This is a genomic window from Moorena producens PAL-8-15-08-1, from assembly GCF_001767235.1.
GTDB lineage: Bacteria > Cyanobacteriota > Cyanobacteriia > Cyanobacteriales > Coleofasciculaceae > Moorena > Moorena producens_A.
The window spans coordinates 1,242,160-1,262,265 of sequence record NZ_CP017599.1 but is presented as its reverse complement, the minus strand read 5'-3'; the positions used below and the strand labels follow the sequence as shown (position 1 = coordinate 1,262,265).

The window sequence follows — 20,106 nt, the reverse complement described above, 5'->3', positions numbered from 1 at the left end:
ACTATGAATAGCTGAGTATGCTCACAACTGATGCGCCCAAGCCACCACGTTGGCAACAACCTAACTATTCCCCCCTGGCTCGCCAGATCGATATTTTTACTGCGGCAGCGCAGTTTATGGTTTATTTATGGTGGGACAAGGTATCGGCTAATAATTCCCCCAAGCAAAGAAATCGTCGAGCCCAGTGGTTAGTTAGAAAGCTCTTAGACTTAGGTCCAACGTTCATCAAGATTGGGCAAGCACTATCCACACGCCCTGATTTACTTAGCTTAGAATATGTGAATGCCTTGGCGCAATTACAAGATCGGATCCCAGAATTTAGTGTAACCGATGCTATAAGTCTAATTGAATCAGAACTGGGTGAAGATATTCATGGTTTGTATCGGGATTTTGAGCATTTTCCTATAGCCGCTGCCAGTTTGGGACAAGTTCATAAAGCCCGATTGCATACTGGCGAGGATGTAGTCGTTAAGGTTCAGCGTCCTGGCTTAGAAAAGCTATTTAACCTAGATTTTGAGATTATCCATCGATTGATTCGTTTTGCCAATCGATTTGTTCCGGGAACCAGAAAATATGATTTGGATTCCATAACCCATGAGTTTTTTAACCTGCTCTATCAAGAAATTGACTACATCCATGAAGGGAAGAATGCTGAGAGTTTTAGTCAAAATTTCAGCAATTATCCTCGCATTAGTGTCCCGAAAGTCTACTGGCGATATACAACTAAAAAAGTTTTGACTATGGAGTATATGCCGGGGATTAAAATTGATGACCGTCAGACCCTAGAATCCCTCGGCATAAATCCTAAAGAAATTATTCAGCTGGGAATTTGTTGCTACCTCAAGCAGTTATTACAAGATGGCTTTTTTCAGTCTGACCCTCATCCTGGAAATATGGCAGTCTCTACAGAGGGCAGTCTGATTTTCTATGACTTTGGCACAATGCTGGAGGTCAAGTCCATGACTAAAGACCAAATGCTCCAGACTTTTTTTGCTGTACTGCGTAAGGACACTGATCAGGTCGTTAATAGTTTAACTTACATGGGGTTAATTGAACCCATGTCAGATCTTAAGCCAGTCAAGCGATTAGTTGCTTTTCTACTGGAAAAATTTACCGAAAAGCCCATAGAATTACAAGCTTTTGAGGAAATCAGTAGCGAACTTTACTTAATGTTTGAGCAGCAACCTTTTCGCCTACCAGCACAACTGACATTTATTTTAAAGTCACTAACAACTCTTGATGGGATCGCTCGTGGCCTAGATCCCCAGTATAATTTGTTAGCTGCTACTGAGCCTTTTGTTAAAAGCCTGGCTGTTTTTCAAGGGCGGGGGAATATAGTGGGGGAACTAGCTAAACAAGCTAGGGATTTTGTGAAATATAACTTACGTAAGGCTAGCGCTACCGAACTAGCAATTCGACGCTTAGAAGAGCGGCTCGAGCTGGGAGAGTTACAATTGCGCGTGCGTTCTGTAGAAAGCGATCGCACTCTCAAGCAGATCACCCTTGCTCTAAAAAGCCTAATTTATGCTAGTTTAACTGGATTTACTCTAGTAGCCGGTACTATTTTCCTGTCAGGTCCTCATAGTGGATGGGCGATAGCCGCCTTTGCCTTTTCCGGATTCTGGTTTTTGATTTTGCTGCGTTCTCTGATTAACTTAGCCATTAGAGAAAGACTGGATAGATTAGCTCAAAGGTAGGCAATCTTATCTGAAATCGCCTACCTTTAACTCTTGTATGTAAGCATTCAGCCGTCAGCCGTCAGCCGTCAGCCGTCAGCCGTCAGTGGTCAGCGGTCAGCGGTCAGCAGACTTAACTCAGATTAAACCAATGCTTACCTCTTTTATTAAAAAGCTGATAGCTGATAGCTGATAGCTGAGTGCTTACTCTTGTATTTTTCGCTTCTTTAGATACCCCCAAGGGAATTCGAATCCCTGTCGCCTCCGTGAAAGGGAGGTGTCCTAGGCCTCTAGACGATGGGGGCTTATTGATTTCACTTTTATAATAATAGTGGATATTTGGGTTTGTGTCAAGTGTTTGATCAGGAAATTTTTTTCCAGTCCCCTTACTTGATACTATTTCGCAACTGTTCTAGCCGCTGCTGAGCCTTGGCATCCAAGGAATTGACTAAAAAACGACCACGAGAGGATTTCTGTGGTCGATATTTGCGGCGGGTTCGACGAGCTGTGCATTCAACATCGCTGAGCAACTGCTGGCAAGACATGCACTGAGCACCATACCCCACAACTGTCAATTGCTGTGCCCGATCTGAGGTAGCGACGATCAGACGTTTAGTTGGTTGAACAAGCTTGTTTCTATATGAGGCACAAAATTTTTCGATATAAGTGTCTGCTGTCTCCCCGAAATCTGTGTAGTAAACCGATAAGTGATTAGTTATCACCTCACGACTGTTAGGGGTATTGAGTGAGTGAGCATCAAAGACAATCTCAGTGTCATAACCGACAAAGGCACTGTAATTGGCTAGGGTCTCAATTAACTCTTGGCGAGAACTCAGGAGACCATCACGATCACGGGTATTTTTCAGGAAAGACCAAGAGCCAATGACGTTATAGCCATCAACTAGTAAAATAGCCAGCGGTGAAGAACAGGACATTTTCCATGGTATTATACTGTTTACCGTCCGTATGGACTACATATTAGCGCTAATTTTAACATTTCTTTATATTAGTATAAATTGCACTTGAGCAAAAGGCAAAAGGATTGAGCAAAAATGACACTCAACATTTAACTATTAACATATAAACGATTATAGTCACAACTTTAAGTATTATAATTAACGCTTAGCAGTTAACAGTTAGCCGATTACAAACCCTACTACTTTCCGGAAACTTCCCGAGAATCAGCGATTAGGACTTACCAGTCTTTGCTTCAGGCGTTCCGGTTCACCTTGATCAATCACCCGACCCTGGTCTAACAAAAATGCTCCATCGCAATAATCTAGCTCATCCAAACGGTGGGTAACCCAAATGGCTGTCAATCCTCGACTTTTGACTAAATTTCGTACTTGTGACACTAAATCCATCTGGGTATCTGGATCCAGTAGGGCAGTGGGTTCATCTAACAATAAAATCTCGCACTGTCTTGCGATCGCACCAGCGATCGCAATTCGCTGCTTCTGACCACCGCTGAGGGCATAGATCGGTCGTCGCTCTAGCTCTAGTAAATTCACCGCAGCAAGAGCCTCTTTTACCCGGGCTTGAACTTGAGCTAGGTCGAGCTTTTCGGCTACCAGTCCAAAGGCTACATCAGCACCTACGCTAGGCATAACTAGCTGATGATCAGGATTCTGGAAAACAAAACCTGCTGAACCGGCCAGGTAAATTTCACCGGATTGGGGGGACAATAAACCAGCCAGTAATCTAAGTAAGGTTGATTTCCCACTGCCATTGGTGCCCAAGAGCATCCAAAATTCCCCCTTGGGGACTTCCAGGGAGCAAGATTGCAAAACTGTCCCCCCTTTAGGCCAGTTGAAGCCAACCTCTGTTACTTGAATTGCTGGTTGAGTCATTATATATCTTGCTGTTCGATGAATTTATTCAGCCATCGCAAAGAAGCCGGGAGTACGTCCTGAGCCTGTGGCTCCAGATTTTTGAGAAATCATTGCTGCACTGATCTGATCGCTGAGAACCCCAATTTTCTTCTCTGGCTGGTGATCGCAGCTGAGTTCTAACAACTGAGGATGCCCAGAGCGCATGGCTGTCAAAATTTCCTGGTAGGTTGCTTGCGCCTCTTCTTCTGACTTACGTTGGACAGACAGTGGCATGGGTGTATTCCTGAGAATTAAGTCAATGGTAAACATGGAGTATCAAGCCGTAGCGCGTTTTCTTAATGTACTTCTTTTTCTTATCTTAGACCCCAGCCCAAAGCACCGTAAGAGCAGTATCTTGGGTGCAGTTATTACCTAATTTTTTTTAGGGGGTAGCAAAATTAAGAATTATGACATATTATGATAGTTATATTAGACGAAGTTTACTTTTCTTTACTTAGACTGCCTTTAATAAAGAAAGTAAGTCGCCTTACCGTACTTATATATATCTGGAGATCCTTGCTATGACAGTAGCAGTAGGACGCGCCCCCAGCACCAGAGGATGGTTTGACATCCTCGATGACTGGCTCAAGCGCGATCGCTTTGTATTCGTCGGCTGGTCCGGCATTCTATTGTTCCCCTGTGCCTACATGGCTTTGGGCGGCTGGTTGACTGGTACCACCTTCGTTACCTCTTGGTACACCCACGGCTTAGCATCTTCCTACCTAGAAGGCTGCAACTTCCTGACCGTAGCAGTATCCTCTCCTCCCAACAGCCTGGGACACTCCCTGCTGCTGTTGTGGGGTCCAGAAGCCCAAGGAGACTTGACTCGCTGGTTCCAACTAGGAGGGTTGTGGAGCTTTGTGGCATTCCATGGAGCGTTTGGTCTAATTGGGTTCATGCTGCGGCAATTTGAAATTGCTCGTCTAGTAGGCATCAGACCCTACAACGCGATCGCATTCAGTGCGCCGATAGCAGTATTTGTCAGCGTGTTCCTGATGTACCCATTGGGACAGTCGAGCTGGTTCTTTGCTCCTAGCTTCGGAGTAGCGGGTATCTTCCGTTTCATCCTGTTCCTGCAAGGCTTCCACAACTGGACACTGAATCCCTTCCACATGATGGGGGTAGCTGGGGTACTCGGTGGTGCTCTGCTGTGTGCCATTCATGGGGCAACGGTGGAAAATACCCTGTTCCAGGATGGGGACAAAGCCAACACCTTCCGGGCGTTCAACCCGACCCAAGCGGAAGAGACCTACTCCATGGTCACCGCCAACCGCTTCTGGTCTCAAATCTTCGGAATTGCTTTCTCTAACAAGCGCTGGTTACACTTCTTCATGTTGTTTGTGCCAGTAACTGGCTTGTGGATGAGTGCAGTAGGAATTGTAGGTTTAGCATTGAACCTGCGAGCCTATGACTTCGTTTCCCAGGAAATCCGGGCAGCAGAAGACCCAGAGTTTGAAACCTTCTACACTAAGAACATTTTGCTGAACGAGGGTCTTCGGGCTTGGATGGCTCCGGCAGACCAACCTCACCAAAACTTTGAGTTCCCTGAGGAAGTACTGCCTCGTGGTAACGCTCTGTAAGACTCCAAGGCTGATCCCGAATTAAGGTTAGCGTTTGGATTTTCTCAAAGCCCCGCCAGAAGGTGGGGCTTTGAGCAGTTATATAAACAGAAAACTGGAATGTTCTGAGCAATAGACAGGCGAATTTCTCATCATGCTAGTTTGCAGAGGTTAGTGGACAGTAGGCAAAATTATCACAAAGCTTGGCCATGGCCTCAAGTAATTTGCTATACTTTAACTATGACTTTAGTGCCACGACCTTGTGTCAATTAAATAAATTTCCCGAAAACCAAGGGTTTTGTAGTGACATTGGATCTGGTTCTAGAACTTTAATGGCGCACGAGGAATATTTCTCCGTGAAGCGCGGAGATACCCCCTGGCTGTTCAATCAGCTTGCATTGGCGGGCTAAAGTTGATATTGGTAGACTTTGGTAGCTAAAAAGTATCGGTTGCCATTTGAGGGATACTCTGTTATTCTAAAAAAAGGTAATAATCCTGGAAAGGTACAAAAAACCGCTTAGGGATTAAAGGAGGTGATGCCCATGGAAGATAGTAGTAAAATCATGGGTCATCTGGTTGGAGTTAGCCGGCTGTGCGCCGGGGCTGTTCTCTAGGAGTTATCTGGATTCTCTACGGAGAATCTATATGACTGCTTCGGCAGGGCTACCTAAGAGTTCCTCTCGGCAGCCTGGTTTCAATCAGAAGACCCGCTAGACCGCTCTCACACCAGGTGTTATGGATTAACCAAAACACTAGCCGTGAGAGCGGATAGTTTTATGTATGGGATTGTTTAAGGAGTGCATCTAACAATCATGGCTCAACTACTCAGCGATGCAGAAATTAAAGCCAAGGCGAGTCAGCTAAAAGACTGGAGTGTGGAAGGGAAAACCCTGCGTAGTAAAAAGACATTCAAGGGTTTTGTAGAAGCGATCGCGTTTGTGAATAAACTTGTTGAACCATCTGAAGTGGCAGAACACCATCCTGACCTAGAGATTTCCTACAATCAGGTAACAATTACTCTAACCACTCATGATAGTGGTGGATTAACTTCAAAAGATTTTGACCTAGCGCAAGTTATTTCAGAGCTAAGTTAATATCCTTTCAATAACTCTAAATAAGTGACTATTGCTAAAGCAATAGACCCGCACCTAGCGCAGAAGTTCATTCACAGGCATTGGCGAAAAAGTTGGTGTAGCACTTTGTCCATAAAGGCTATAGTATAAGAATTGTTCCTCTAATAAATTGTTCCTGTAATAGGTTAATAGGTTTCATCGCTGCGGGCGCTGATTCTTATCTAAACCGCGAGAAGCCCCGTACTTTACCGTATAGCGTAAGTGTAGGGATGGAGCGCGGGGCAAGGGTCGGAACAGATCTTTTCAATGCGATGTACTAGGGATAGTAGGGAAAAACAAATTAAGAGCTAACCGCCACCTACGCGCCTTAACCTTGACAACCACCAAATATTATGGGGTGACCTTCAGAAAAAACTTGATAGTTTGAGTTATCTGTGGATGGGTAAAATTCCAGCAGTACAAAGAAAATAGAACTTTTTTGTATTGTTCCGGCGCGGAGTGGCATCCCGTGTCGTTAATAAAGCTTACCGAGTAACCGTTCGCGCAGCGTCGGCGAAAGCCGATACGCGCCCCGCGTCGGGCAAAGCCCGATAGCAGTAGCTGGTGTTGGTAAGAAGCCCGCGCTGTCGCGTGCTTGTCAGCGTCGGGAGTATGTCACCATCCTCCGTGATTGATCCGGGGGAGAGTTCAATAATTGTAAAGGTGTGAGGATTAAGAGAAGATGTCTAAACTACTGTTGAAGTCCCTACTGATAAGTCCTGCTGTAGTGGGTGCTGCTCTCGCCTTTGGTACCAATCAGGTACAGGCAGCCAACAATGCCAACTCGTTAACAGCTGAGAGCAAGATTACCACGGAAGCTGCCCCACGTCAAGCTGTCCCAGTAAAGACACTTGCGATGGGCCAAGCCCCGCTTTCAGCGAACGCGGCGGCCACAGATGCCCCAGAAGTAAAGGATACGGCAGTTTTTTCCACGAAGATGGGCTCTACCTTGGGTGAGGGAACATCAACCCTAGTTCCTAAGGTAGACGTACCGGAGGCAGAAACAAAAATAGCCCAAGCCGTACCCTCAGCATCAGATAACAGCCAGCTGTTAAATCAAATTCAACGCTACGGTAAAGAAGGTAGTAACAGCCAAGATCAGGTAACTAGCGTTTCCCAACTGCGGGATGTTTCCCCTGGAGACTGGGCTTATGAAGCTCTGCGTAGTCTGGTAGAGCGCTACGGTTGTATCGCTGGTTACCCAAACCGCACCTTCCGTGGCAACCGTGCTACCACCCGTTATGAATTTGCGGCTGGCTTGAACGCTTGTTTGAACCAGATTGAGCGTTTAATTGCTGCTAGTACTGCTGACTTTATTACCCGTGAAGACTTAGAAACGCTGCAACGGCTGATTCAAGAGTTTGAGGCAGAACTGGCTACCCTCGGAGCACGGGTCGATAACCTCGAAGGTCGAGTCGCATTCCTAGAGGATCACCAATTCTCCACTACTACGAAACTGGAAGGGGAAGTCATATTCGCCCTGACCAATAACTTTGGTGATTTTGGGGAAGATGACAATAACCAAGTTGTCTTTGGTGACCGGGTTCGTTTAGTTCTCGACACCAGCTTCACTGGTGAAGACAGTTTGGTAACTCGTCTGAGTGCTGGTAACCTGAATGCCTTCACAGCGGGGGGTGAGATTACCCCAGAACTCACCCAGACCTTTAACACTGAAATTGATGGTACTGGTGACGGGAACGATATAGGGGTTGACTGGTTAGCCTATTACGGTGACATTCCTATTGGTCCGTTTGGTCAAGTATCAACTTACATTGCTGCCTTTGGTGGTCGGCATGATGATTACGTTCCTACACTCAATCCCTATTTCCAAGACTTCGATGGTGGTAGTGGCTCTCTATCCACGTTTTCTCAACAAAACCCCATCTATCGGATTGGTGGTGGTGCTGGTTTAGGGGTTAGCTTCCAACTTGGTTTACTAGAGAGCGTGATTGGACCAAGTACTATCACACTGGGTTACCTAGCTGGCAATGCGTCAGATCCTGATGAAGGGGCAGGTCTGTTCAATGGTGACTATTCTGCCTTGGGTCAGTTGAACTTCAACGTCAACGACCGGATTGGTGTGGGCTTTACCTACGTCCATGGTTTCCATAAAGAGGATAGTGCCATATTCAGCAAAGGCGCGGGAACAGATGGTATCGTAGGTACCCGTGCTGCCAACTTAAATCAAGAAGCACTTCTTGCCAGTCGTATAAATGATTCAGCTGACAAGGTAACCAACTCCTACGGAGCAGAATTAGCGTTTCGCCTCACCGACAAGATTTCCTTTAGTGGATTTTTCAACTACACCGATGTGATTGTCATTGGTGAAGGTGGTGGTGAAATTTGGAGTTACGGCGGTGGTTTAGCCTTCCCCGATTTTGGCAAAGAAGGTAGTGTGTTAGGTTTCTTTGGTGGTGCAGTGCCCTATTCGGATTTGAATGAGATTGAGACCCCCATTCACATAGAAGGCTTCTACAAGTATCAGCTATCCGATAATATCTCTATCACTCCTGGTGTGATCTGGGTGATTAATCCAGAGCAGAGTGATGATAATGATGATGCTGTGATTGGTACCATCAGAACCACATTCACGTTCTAGAGACCTTGGCTAATTGCCCCTGGTGCGCTTGATCCATTAAGAATTAAATTCCCCATGGGTCGCACCGCAAGGAGTATTGAGCATTAGTTAGTTTACTTTTCCCTGCCCCGAGGCGGGGATTTTTGTTTGAAGGGGTGAAAGTGTCAAAAAATACTAGGATGATGGAGAACAACTAATAACTCAGAATTTCCAACAGTTATGCGAATTGCTCCAAATATTACAGAACTGGTTGGTCGGACGCCTCTAGTACAATTGAACCGTATTCCTCAAGCAGAAGGCTGTGTGGCTAGAATTGTAGCCAAGCTAGAGGGAATGAATCCATCTTCGTCTGTCAAAGACCGGATTGGTGTTAGCATGATCAATGCAGCGGAGCAGAATCAGTGGATTACCCCCGGCAAAACTATTTTGGTGGAACCGACATCGGGAAACACAGGTATTGCTCTAGCAATGGCAGCGGCAGCCAAGGGTTACCAACTGATCCTAACCATGCCAGAGACAATGAGCATAGAGCGACGGGCTATGTTGCGAGCTTATGGTGCTCAGTTGGAACTGACACCAGGTAGTGAAGGGATGGGTGGCTGTATTAGGCGAGCTCAGGAAATTGTAGAAACCACATCCAATGCCTATATGCTGCAACAGTTTCGTAATCCAGCTAACCCAAAAATTCATCATTTTACCACCGCTGAAGAAATTTGGCAGGATACAGAAGGACAGGTGGATTTCGTGGTGGCTGGAGTTGGTACGGGTGGTACAATTACTGGGGTTGCTGAAGCGATCAAAAAACACAAGCCCAGTTTTAAAGCGATCGCAGTTGAACCAGCTGGTAGTTCTGTACTTTCTGGAGGGTCTCCAGGACCTCACAAAATTCAGGGTATCGGTGCGGGTTTTATTCCAGAAGTACTCAAGGTTGAAGTTCTTGACGAGGTGATTACAGTTACGGATGATGATGCGATCGCATACGGTCGTCGTTTAGCCCGTGAAGAAGGAATTCTTTCCGGAATTTCCACTGGAGCCATACTATCAGCAGCGATTCAAGTTGGCAAACGTCCAGAAAATGAGGGATGCCTGATTGTGATGATTCAACCGAGTTTTGGGGAACGCTACCTAAGCACCCCCCTGTTCCAAGAGCCGACGGCCACCACGGATTAGTGTTATGGGGCAAGGCACTTCCATTCACTAGTTATCCTAAAACCTCTGGAAATCTATGGAAATATTGGATTGAGCTTACTTGGTACCTTAATTATACTATCGCTGCCGGTTTAAGTAGGTTTAGTGTACCCCATGTCAGAATCCAATCACTACCAGACTCTGGATGTTCACCCCCACGCTACGACCCTAGAAATTAAACAAGCCTACCGACGGCTAGCCAAGCGCTTTCATCCAGATAGCAACAGCCCCACCGCTGATCCCGAAAAAATTATCCAAGTTAATGCTGCCTATGAGGTACTCAGTAACCCTGAGCGACGGCGTTCCTATGACCAAAAGAGGAATTACTTTCAGGATTCATTAGAGCATCAGAATCGACAACAGCGAACAGCTCATGCCCAAAGACATTACCAGCATCATCGGCAAAAGGGAAAAAAGACTGATGCCCAGCTAGGGTACTGGCTGCAGCAAATTTATCAACCTGTAAACCACCGGATTAGTCATATCCTTGAGCCTCTAGAGGCTCAACTCGATGAACTCTCCGCTGACCCGTTTGATGATGAACTCATGGCAGAGTTTGAAGCTTATCTGGAAGAGTGTGGTGATCATCTCCATCAAGCTCAGAGCCTGTTTCATTCTCAACCTAATCCTGCCACCGTTGCCAGTGCTGCTGCTAACCTCTACTACTGTCTTAATCAGTTAGCAGATGGGATAGAAGAATTAAAGCTGTTTACCCTTAACTACGACGACTACCACCTACACACAGGTCAAGAACTGTTCAGAATTGCTTCCCATCTGCTCTGGGAAGCTAAAGACACAGTTAAAGATTTTTGGTAATGGGTAAGCAATAGGATTTTTATAGCTTACCAACGACCACTAATCCAAATTAGTTGAAAAAAATGGGTCTAAAACCCCGTCCTTCTAGGACAGCTTTAAAAAAGTTTTGGCGTTTGCGGAATCGTCGTTCCAACTAGATGTAGAATCAAGTATAGAGTACAGGCTGAAAAACCGTTAGGACAGCTGGAAGGGAACCATGTCTGACCGCCTATAAAGTAGTAATGCTCAGAGGGTAGGGAAAGTCCTCTCTAAAAACCCAATCGTCAACCAACAATTGGCGTGTGAACCGTTGAAGTTACACTTTTGAGAAAAACACCCGGTGCGCTTGACCTATTAAGAATTAAATTCGCCACGGGTCGCACTGCAATGTACGGTGGGGCACACCGGAACATGGGGGAATGTTGGGAAACAAAATCTTCGACACTTCCAAACAAGTACCCGAACGCCTAAGGAGAACTGCCCTCTAGGTCTTTCGTGAATTGACTGGGAACTTGGTAGGTCACTACGGGTTTTTTGGTTAAGCATTGCCTCTTCCCGAGGACACGTCGGTTTACGGCTGGTTCGTCGATCTAGGAATCCCCACGCCTTTAGGCCGGGGAGTGTCAAGCTGAACATAAGTCTAGTTGACGTAACTTGACATGGAATGCGTGATTAAGCGCCGTGCTGAGTTTTCAGCCAGCCACCGATACTGGTTACCAGAACTGACTGAAGCTGAGAACCTTCAGCGGTTTGGTTTGGGGAGCAGATTTCCTGGACACGGACACAACTACGTTCTGTTCGTTTTCCTGACCGCTCAGTTGGATAAGTATGGCATGGTGGAAAACTTTTCTGAAGTCAAAACGGTGATCCAACGAGAGGTCACCAGCCAACTTGACTACGCTTATCTCAATGAGGTTTGGTCAGAATTTCAGCAAACCTTACCTACTACCGAAAACATAGCACGAGTAATTTGGCAGCACTTGGTTACTTACCTACCACTACTGAAGATTCAGCTATTTGAACATCCAAAACTCTGGGCTGACTATCAAGGAAACGGTATGGAAGTATATCTGACTATCAGTAACCACTTTAGCGCTGCTCACCGACTAGCTCATCCTGACCTCAGTGACCAGGAAAACTACCAGATTTACGGTAAGTGTGCTCGTCCCAACGGACATGGACATAACTATCACATAGAAGTGACGGTTAAGGGTGAAATGGATCCGCGCACTGGCATGATTGTTGATCTAGACTCCTTGCATCAAGTCATCGATGAGTATGTCCTGGAACCTTTTGACCATACTTTCCTCAATAAAGACATTCCATACTTTGCCCGGGTTGTTCCTACTGCCGAAAATATTGCTATCTATATTTGTCAGTTGTTGCAACAACCAATTCAAGAATTGGATGTCCAACTTCATAAGGTGAAATTGATTGAAAGTCCCAATAACTCCTGCGAAGTCTACTGCACACCAGAGACTACCAAGCCAGCAGCAACATCATCTAGAGAAACTCTGCTGACCTTGATTTAGTTCAATAATAAAGTTTAGCTTCCTCCGCTAGACATGCCCCACACCTCAATGCGCAGCATGAGTGTGGTCAGAAGTTCCCGCAAAAAGAGTGGAGCCAAAATAGTTGGCAGTCTGTGAGTTAAGGGTTAAAACTTTATGATTAAGGCTCCACTCTTTTAAGGTTTCATCTCCGGGATGAATCGCGGGCAGGAACTCTGATAAACAGCCTGAAAAACGTTATAATAAAAATAGCAGGGAAGACAAATTAAGAGCTAACCGCCACCTGCGTGTTTAAAAATAGAACTTTTTGTATTGTTCCGGTGCGGAGGGGCATCCCGGAGACGAAACCTTAGAAGAGTGGAGCCTTAATCATAAAGTTTTAACCCTTTTATGCATAGCCGACTAACCATAAAGGCTCCACTCTTCTTGCGGTAACTTCTGACCGTATCGTTAATAAAGTAACCCGTGTATCCTAAGCAATAGCTGGAGTTGGTAAGAAGCCCACACTGAACCGCGCTTGTCAGTGTGGGAGTATGTCACACCAGTCCCCACCTAAAAATCTTTGATGCGCGGTGGGCTGCTTTCAATAGCTGGCAAGCGTAGCATGGGCTACGCCCATTAGCCCTAGGTTGAATGCTGACCTAGGGATTTTTATTTGCTGAGATTAAATCATCCATAAGTTAGAGTTAGTATATCATTTGTTATGATATTGGTAAACTTGCCCTAACCAGCATTGATGCGGTTATCATGGTAGTCAAGTACCCGCACTCGTACTGTTAGGTCGAGCTGCGCTAAATCCAAAAGCCTTTATACGTATTTTGCCCCGTGGTATCTCACTCAAGGGATGAGATACGACCTTGAGCAATTCAAAACAAGGGAATATATGGCAAAGGATTTTACTCGATTGCGCAAACTTAGAAAACTACAAAACTCTTGATGATCCGTAAGAGGCAATAGGAATGGAGAGCCGGTTGCCGTGTGATGACAGCCAATATAGGGAGCGTCTAGCAGAGGCAGCACGCCAAACTTTCGTTCCTACATTACCAAACAACATTCCAGATAATGTTGATGACCTTGCGCGGTTCCCTCGCGCCGGTGAAGCTGCTCAACTTTTAGAGAAAGGGATTGAGCAGCACCAGCGATGTCAATTCTTCGCAGCAAGACAGTCGTTCCAAGAGGCACTAGGAATATATGCGCAATTGGGAAATAGACGGGGTCAAGGAAAAGCTCTGAGTGGTATGGCACTAACTGCTTATTCCTTAGACAACTTTCCACAAGCGATAAAATATAGTAACAAAAGTCTTGCGATCGCAAAAGACATCAAAGACCAGCGTCTTGAGGGTCAGGTTTTGGGAATTTTGGGAAATGCCTACCGTCACCAAGGAAATCACCTCAAGGCCATTGACTATGGTCAAAAAAGCCTAACTATTATGCGGCAACGCCAAGACCGACTGGGAGAGGTGACTGCCTTGAACAATCTAGGATTGGCCCATAAGGCACTAGGAGATTTCCCCCGAGCAATGGCTTGCCAGCAACAGAGCCTCTATGTTGCCCAGACTCTTGGGTTACCTGAGCTAGAGGAGCGAATTCTGAGAAATCTCAGTAACTCCTGCTACTCCATCGGTGATTATGCTCAAGCTATTGACTATTACGAGCAGCGTTTTGCGATCGCACAGCAGATGGGTGATCGTCCCCTACAAGGACAGATTCTGGGCAAGCTGGGTAATGCTTGCTTGGCACTAGGAGATTATATTCAAGGGATTTACTATATTCAGCAGCAATTGCTTAAAGCTCAACAAATAGGTAATCGCCGTCTAGAACAACAAGCCTTAGGTCGCTTGGGAAAGGCTTATGATGCCTTAGACAATTATGGCCAAGCGGTTGAATACTATGAACAACGCTTGAGTATTGCCCAAGCCATCGGTGACCGGAAGGCAGCAAAAAAAGCCATAGCTAGTCTGAAAGCCGCTTATTACTCTCAAGGAAACTACACCAAAGCTATGGAGTACCATCAGAAAAATTTAGCAGTGACTAATCCCTAATCGGAATGGTAGTTCTGGTGGGGATAAGGCTCGTACCTATTAGCCATTCCCACAAAACCGACACTAATCTCTATCAAAATACCAATAAAACAGGGGTCACTTACTTATTGTCCTCTATATACTTGCGCTGGCTCGGAGGGGCGACCCACAGTAGACAATAGCCGCTAGTCGCTTTTTTGCCCCCAAAGTTTAACCGGATTCCTGCGTCTATGGCATCCTTTTGACACTCTAAGTTATCCAAATAGCCCGCATTCCACTTGGTTATATTTCTGGCTAATTTGCCCTCTTTACTGATTGCCCAATTTAAGGTAGCTGCTTCGTCTAGGGTTAGTTGTCTAGAACCATTGGGGTCTAGTTTTGGCTGACTTAACTCAGATAGCCCCCAACCCGCTCCTAGTCCACAAAGCAATGACAAAACCACAGCTCCACAGATGGCTGTAATGTTTGTAACAGGAGATGCCTTAACAACCGGAAAATTCATTGACCCTTTGGGTGGATAGGAACAGGGCTGTCTTTCTGACTTGGATTCTAGGGTTACCTTTGATTGCTCTATGGCAGACGCGTTCGCCTTTGGCGCGCTCTGAAGAGCGTTCGCTGAAAGCGGGGCTGAGGCCTTTGGCCACGCTTCGCGAACGCCCATCGCTTTAGAAATTTCTTGGCGGTGAATATCCACGGTGGATTGCCCCACGACATCAATCATTTGCTGGATATCCTTTTCCCAACTTCGGAATAACTGCTCTAAGGATTTAGGAGTATCTGCTAAGATTTTTTCCAAACTGGACGTTGCTACCAAAAATAGGAATAGCGGGTCATTAGCGTCCACTTCTGTCGCAACAACTAAATCTAAAATTTTTGCCTTAAAGCTATCCGAACGTCCTTCTAACAGCTTTTCCAATAGAGAGTAATCCGTCTTATCCCTCTCGTCAATTAAATCTGACAGACTTTCAGGTTGCTTGATGTGGGAGAGGTTTTCTTGAGAAAGATTACTTCCTACCATTTCCCTAATTCCTTGTTTGCTTACTTCTTTATAAATAGCCATAAAATTCGAGAATAACAATATTTGTAAATATTTGTTACATAAAGACGTTAAAATCCTGAAACGATAAAAATTCTCTGAAAAAAGGAACGTTACTATAAGGGGTTATATGTACATAATCAATCCGTTGCTCTGCCCACGAGAGTACTACCAAGAAATAGAAACACTCAAAAACTGGAACACGTTAAATCAGGAAGCATTCAGCAGTTAGCTAACGGGCTACGCCCAGGCTGAAAGCACCGATTGCGCTACTTAAATCAAGGGATTTAGAAGAAGGAATTTATGGCTATGACCCACCTAAGTGCTGAAACTCACTACACTGATACTCAGATAATTGATGATGATTTTTTGGATTATCCCTACGTAGATCATATTTGTCTTCAATTAGAGGAAGTCACCCTAGGAGCTTATACCCTTGATAACCAAATTGTTTTTAGCTTACGACAAATGTCTATACCGATTAGACAGTCTCCAAGACAAGCTCAAGAATTTCTTGAAGAAAATGGCTATCCCAAATTATGGGTTACTGCTCCTTCCCAGAGAAAATTGACTGTTTATCCTATCAACAGCTTACTGGCTTATTGGAAATATTTAGTTTCAGACAATCTCATCCCCGCCTACCTGGATAAAAATCAAACAGTTTCCTTAAAGCAACTCATTGAACAATTAGAGAAAGACCCAAATCAATTAATCCAACCAAGGGTGAACTTAATTAACCAAGATTCAGATTGGCTACAAGCAACCCCGACTAGGATTACAATTGGTCAATCCCAATTAGAAATATTAAAGACAGAGGATGATCAGGAGTTTCGGGTTAGTTTATCCGCTGCAATGGATGCCATAGGCTCATCAGTTGCCTTACTGGTGGGAATTATTAACTCAAGGAGAAAACTAAAAAAATTGAAAGCCAAAGGGTTTTCGGGTAAGATACTATTCTGTTATACAGAAACTCAAGGGATAATGAAAACTATGAGTTTAGGAGATTGTCTTCAGATTTGGGAATATTTTGCCCTTAAAGGCAATACCAAAGCTGTCTATCTCCTATCGTCGTGCAGCAAACTGGGGATAAATTCTCTGCTGGAATTTAAGTCTTAATCAGCAGTTATTGAAACCTAATCGAGATAAACAATCTCTTGATTAAACTGCTTGGTAATTGGTAAGAATTAAGTGGTAATGGGTAATGGTATAGGACTAATCACAATAATTACCCATTACCCATTACCCATTACACTTAACTAGATATCATATCAAGTCTGGATGGGGAGATGCTAACAAGTGGTATTAATGATAATTATCCTGAGATAATATCACTTAAGACCTAACATTTAATTGTTCTCCCCACAAGGTAGTTATTTCCCTAGCAAAAATTGATTTATCTGGTGAAGAGGAAGGCTTACAAACTCCTTCTGCTCGATTTTCCATTGCTAAAACTCTCTCTGTATCCTGAGAATACAAGGGAGTCATTGCCTCTCGCTGCTGCAATAGATTTTCCAATTCAATTTTAAAAGGAGTTCTCTGACCTTGATGGAACACTCGCTGCACGGCTGATTCTACAATGGCACGAATTTCTGCTCCAGTACATTTTCGTGTTGCACTCAATAATCGACGCCATTGTTTTTCTGTTAATGGTCCATTTCCCTCCCGATAACGAGGATCAAATCGGCTAGCATGGAGTTTAAAAATCTCAAACCGTTCAATCTCTTTGGGAAAACCGACATAAAACAGTTTGTCAAATCTGCCAGCACGAGTTAATTCTGGAGGCAAAGCATCTAATCGGTTGAGAGTCCCAATCACAAATGTGGGAGTTGTCTTCTCTTGCAACCAGGTTAAGAGAATTCCTAAAATTTGTTTGGTGTTATTTGTTTGGGAATCAAAAAACTTGTCCAATTCATCGAGAAACAAAACACAAGGACTCGCGGCCTCAACTCGACACAAGAGTCGTTTTAAATGGGTTGGACTACTACCAATTACTAAATCCACTCCCATGCTAATTAAAGGAAATCCTAAGGTTTGAGCACAGACTTTGGCAGCAAAGGTTTTTCCTGTTCCTGGAGGACCAATCAATAGCCATCCCTTGGGCAATGGAATTCCATAAGCTCTGGCTTGATCAGAAAAATCTTGTTTCACCCATTCCAACGCTTGTTTCAGTTTATCTAATCCCCCAAATTCCCCAACATCAGGTTTGAGGAACTCTAAACCAAATCCTTTGAGTCTGTGAATTTTGTAATTGATTAATTGCTTGGCTAGCTCTGATTGAGATTGGGCTTTGTTGACTGCTATATGAAATTGCTTGCGTTCGCCTTTGGCGCGCTCTGAAGAGCGTTCGCTGAAAGCGGGGCTGAGGCCTTTGGCCACGCTGCGCGTTCGCGTAGCGTCGGCTTTGCCGAAACGCCCATCGCTTAAGAGGCAAGACACTATGGGAGCGTATTTATTTTTTTTCGCCGCCAGTTTGACAGCCATCCGAATTTCTTCCGGAGTCAATCCCCCGATAGACCGAGCTAGTCTATCGTCTAGAGGTGTTTCTTGGTCAGCCAAACCATATTCTACTAAATGAGTTTTTAATAATGCTGTGACTTCCTTGGGCTCTGGAAAAGGAAATTCGGCAGCAGGAATAATTGAGTTTAAAATTCGAGGTAACTCATTCTCCCCCGTATCCAAAAGAATTATAAACTTATCGCTTGATAGACCAAAGTTGTAGAGAACATTAGACAATGAGGTTCTGATAGTTATGCTTTGCCCACTGTCAGCACTATCGAGTAAAGACGGTAAATCTTCTAAGATAAATAGGGCTTTACCAGAATAGGCTTGGCAAAAATTCAACACTTCAACAACCTGTGAAAATGGCTCACGCTCTTCTAGGACATTAACCATTGAACTTTCTAAGGTTTGAGAATTTCCATCCCATTCAATTTTCTGAAATCCACGACTAGCTAAATTCCAGAGGTAAACCAGGAATACTCCATCCTGGGTAAGACTCTGACAAATCCACCTGAGTACATTGTGTCTTTCAATCAAGGGAATTCCTATAGATACTGCTCTATAGCATTCTAATAATGTCCCAACTTCGGGTATATTCATTCTCAAGCAAACGTTATTGATTCAAAATGAAACTATAGCATTTTCCAAATAAGTGATGTCACCAAAATTTCGATAAAATTAAAAATGCTATAGTTCAGGTGGTTTATTGTTGAGGGTTAACAGTTAACAAAAAGCATCACAAAGATAGCTCCTTTGATTTTTGTTTGAGATTAATCGGTTGCGATATAGGTGTTTTAGCTGGCGGTTGAAAAGCCTGTCCATTGCTTGAAGCCAGTGCTGTTAGACTGGAGTGAGCAAAGGGGTTAGGAGCACCTAGGCTTTGAGATTTTAGAGACTGCACTGATGATCGAGAGGGCTGAACTAGTCGTTGTGCCGCTTGGCTCATTAAGGGTTTTAACGCTTGCTCAAAGTAGGATAAATCCCGTTGTGTCATCTGGGACATGAATTGTCCTTTCTGCTGTGAAAAGATGGTTCCTCGTCTGTCCTTAGCGGCAATTGTGAGATCGCCATTGGGAGTTGCTCTCCAGTTGTAGTTGAGTTTACCTTCAACCTGGACAGTATTTCCTTGTGATTGGGCATATTCGACCAATGTATCTGCAACTGCCTTGACACGACTAAAGTAGTCAGCCTCAGAGGCTCCTAATTGCTGAAATTTTCCCTCAGGTTTCTGTCCCCAATCTAACTGCTTTTTAACCTGTGAAATTTCTTGATATTGCTGTTCATTTAGTTTGGGTTCTCCCTGTACAGTGACCCCCATAGCACCAGCGCGAAACTTGATCAATTCCTTACCTTTTTTGTCCCTCATTGCATAGGAATTATCCTTGCGATGAATCGTATAATCTGCTGATTCATAGGTATCTTGTCCTGGTGATGCTTGGGAATTGATTAAGCGGACTAAGGTAGCAGCAGCTTCTTTTTGACGGGATGTTTCATGGTAGTTAGACACAGCATTTTTGACTTTTTCTACTTTTTCTGAAATCGGTGAAACAACCTTTTCCCACCAACTCGGCTGTTTTGATTCAAGCATTCGGGCTTCAATCAATTCAGATAGAAACTCCGATTGCATAGCTTCTTGTTTTTGTTTTTGAGCCCTACGAAGCATACGCATCTCATTAACCTGGGACTGCAAAAACTTCTTTAGTGGTGTATCCTCTAAAGCCTGCACTGACCGTCGTACTGAATATAATCCACCTCTGGTTTCAGTATTAGCTTTGACGGGTTGGACTTTTGGTTTGAAAGCTTGGTTTTGTGGTTGAATTGGACTAGATACCTTTTGTTGTTGCCCCTGTAGCTGTTGTTCATCAAAAGCGTTAACCTTTACAACACCTTCCTCATTGGTTTGTAAAATAACTATTCCATCCAATTCTACTTTTTTATTGGTCACCCCAACCATCTCTCCTACAGATGACTCTTTGGCTAAAGTCAACTGACCAATGATGTCTGAGTTTAAGTCATTGACCAACCTATCTCCATCTTTACCATAGACTACTTGATCACCATCGGTAATTTTAATTTCAGGCTCTTGATTACTATTATATACCTGACCATTGAGTTGTTGACCCTGTCGATTTTGTTCTTGCTTTTGCTGCTGCTTTTGCCTAAAGGCTGCCAGTCCACTTGACCATTTGGAAATGACACCTTGGTATTGTCCTTGTAAAGATGATACATAGGACTCACTGACTATTGTTACTTTTGCCAT

Annotated in this window: 15 protein-coding genes and 1 tRNA gene; 9 read left to right on the top strand and 7 right to left on the bottom strand. The window is 44.4% G+C overall.

The window, feature by feature from the left end; all coding sequences use genetic code 11:
• The first annotated feature begins 17 nt into the window (after nt 1-17).
• Nucleotides 18-1,697, top strand: a complete 1,680-nt coding sequence (locus BJP34_RS04925) for an ABC1 kinase family protein (RefSeq protein WP_070391387.1) — start codon at nt 18-20, stop codon at nt 1,695-1,697.
• A 211-nt stretch (nt 1,698-1,908) separates the two neighbouring features.
• Here BJP34_RS04925 and BJP34_RS04920 read toward each other — a convergent pair.
• The 4 genes from BJP34_RS04920 to BJP34_RS04905 all read right to left on the bottom strand — a co-directional run bounded on the left by BJP34_RS04920 (nt 1,909) and on the right by BJP34_RS04905 (nt 3,817).
• A tRNA-Glu gene (locus BJP34_RS04920) sits at nt 1,909-1,981 on the bottom strand.
• An 81-nt stretch (nt 1,982-2,062) separates the two neighbouring features.
• A complete protein-coding gene (locus BJP34_RS04915; RefSeq protein ID WP_070391386.1) occupies nt 2,063-2,611 on the bottom strand; it encodes an NYN domain-containing protein in 549 nt (182 codons plus the stop codon).
• A gap of 246 nt (nt 2,612-2,857) precedes the next feature.
• Nucleotides 2,858-3,526, bottom strand: a complete 669-nt coding sequence (locus tag BJP34_RS04910; RefSeq protein WP_070391385.1) for an energy-coupling factor ABC transporter ATP-binding protein — start codon at nt 3,524-3,526, stop codon at nt 2,858-2,860.
• Nucleotides 3,527-3,550: 24 nt separating this feature from the next.
• Nucleotides 3,551-3,817, bottom strand: a complete 267-nt coding sequence (locus tag BJP34_RS04905) for a hypothetical protein (protein WP_008177880.1) — start codon at nt 3,815-3,817, stop codon at nt 3,551-3,553.
• A gap of 251 nt (nt 3,818-4,068) precedes the next feature.
• Here BJP34_RS04905 and psbD point away from each other — a divergent pair, with 251 nt between their 5' ends.
• The 7 genes from psbD (at nt 4,069) to BJP34_RS04870 (ending at nt 14,332) form a co-directional block, all read left to right on the top strand.
• Nucleotides 4,069-5,127, top strand: coding sequence for a photosystem II D2 protein (photosystem q(a) protein) (psbD, locus tag BJP34_RS04900; RefSeq protein ID WP_008183309.1), 1,059 nt, complete (start codon nt 4,069-4,071; stop codon nt 5,125-5,127).
• A gap of 791 nt (nt 5,128-5,918) precedes the next feature.
• On the top strand, nt 5,919-6,200 hold the full coding sequence (locus tag BJP34_RS04895) for a 4a-hydroxytetrahydrobiopterin dehydratase (protein ID WP_070391384.1): 282 nt from the start codon (nt 5,919-5,921) through the stop codon (nt 6,198-6,200).
• Nucleotides 6,201-6,900: 700 nt separating this feature from the next.
• Nucleotides 6,901-8,817 (top strand): iron uptake porin, encoded by a 1,917-nt coding sequence (locus BJP34_RS04890; protein WP_070391383.1) that lies wholly within the window; start codon nt 6,901-6,903, stop codon nt 8,815-8,817.
• A 198-nt stretch (nt 8,818-9,015) separates the two neighbouring features.
• Nucleotides 9,016-9,966, top strand: a complete 951-nt coding sequence (gene cysK, locus BJP34_RS04885; protein WP_070391382.1) for a cysteine synthase A — start codon at nt 9,016-9,018, stop codon at nt 9,964-9,966.
• Between the two features lie 132 nt (nt 9,967-10,098).
• Nucleotides 10,099-10,800 (top strand): J domain-containing protein, encoded by a 702-nt coding sequence (locus BJP34_RS04880; RefSeq protein ID WP_070391381.1) that lies wholly within the window; start codon nt 10,099-10,101, stop codon nt 10,798-10,800.
• Nucleotides 10,801-11,438: 638 nt separating this feature from the next.
• Complete coding sequence (locus BJP34_RS04875; RefSeq protein WP_070391380.1) at nt 11,439-12,311, top strand: 6-carboxytetrahydropterin synthase; 873 nt, start codon at nt 11,439-11,441, stop codon at nt 12,309-12,311.
• A 938-nt stretch (nt 12,312-13,249) separates the two neighbouring features.
• On the top strand, nt 13,250-14,332 hold the full coding sequence (locus tag BJP34_RS04870) for a tetratricopeptide repeat protein (RefSeq protein WP_070391379.1): 1,083 nt from the start codon (nt 13,250-13,252) through the stop codon (nt 14,330-14,332).
• A 100-nt stretch (nt 14,333-14,432) separates the two neighbouring features.
• Here the strand turns inward: BJP34_RS04870 and BJP34_RS04865 are convergent, their stop codons facing one another.
• The gene (locus tag BJP34_RS04865; protein ID WP_070391378.1) at nt 14,433-15,371 is read right to left on the bottom strand and encodes a DUF6753 family protein; all 939 of its coding nucleotides are present in this window, start codon (nt 15,369-15,371) and stop codon (nt 14,433-14,435) included.
• Nucleotides 15,372-15,650: 279 nt separating this feature from the next.
• On the opposite strand from BJP34_RS04865, the gene BJP34_RS04860 reads away from it, so the two are divergent.
• Nucleotides 15,651-16,463, top strand: a complete 813-nt coding sequence (locus BJP34_RS04860) for a hypothetical protein (protein WP_149030801.1) — start codon at nt 15,651-15,653, stop codon at nt 16,461-16,463.
• Between the two features lie 216 nt (nt 16,464-16,679).
• On the opposite strand, the gene BJP34_RS04855 is transcribed toward BJP34_RS04860, so the two are convergent.
• On the bottom strand, nt 16,680-18,446 hold the full coding sequence (locus BJP34_RS04855; protein ID WP_070391376.1) for an ATP-binding protein: 1,767 nt from the start codon (nt 18,444-18,446) through the stop codon (nt 16,680-16,682).
• A 136-nt stretch (nt 18,447-18,582) separates the two neighbouring features.
• On the bottom strand, nt 18,583-20,106 hold the full coding sequence (locus BJP34_RS04850; protein WP_070391375.1) for a hypothetical protein: 1,524 nt from the start codon (nt 20,104-20,106) through the stop codon (nt 18,583-18,585).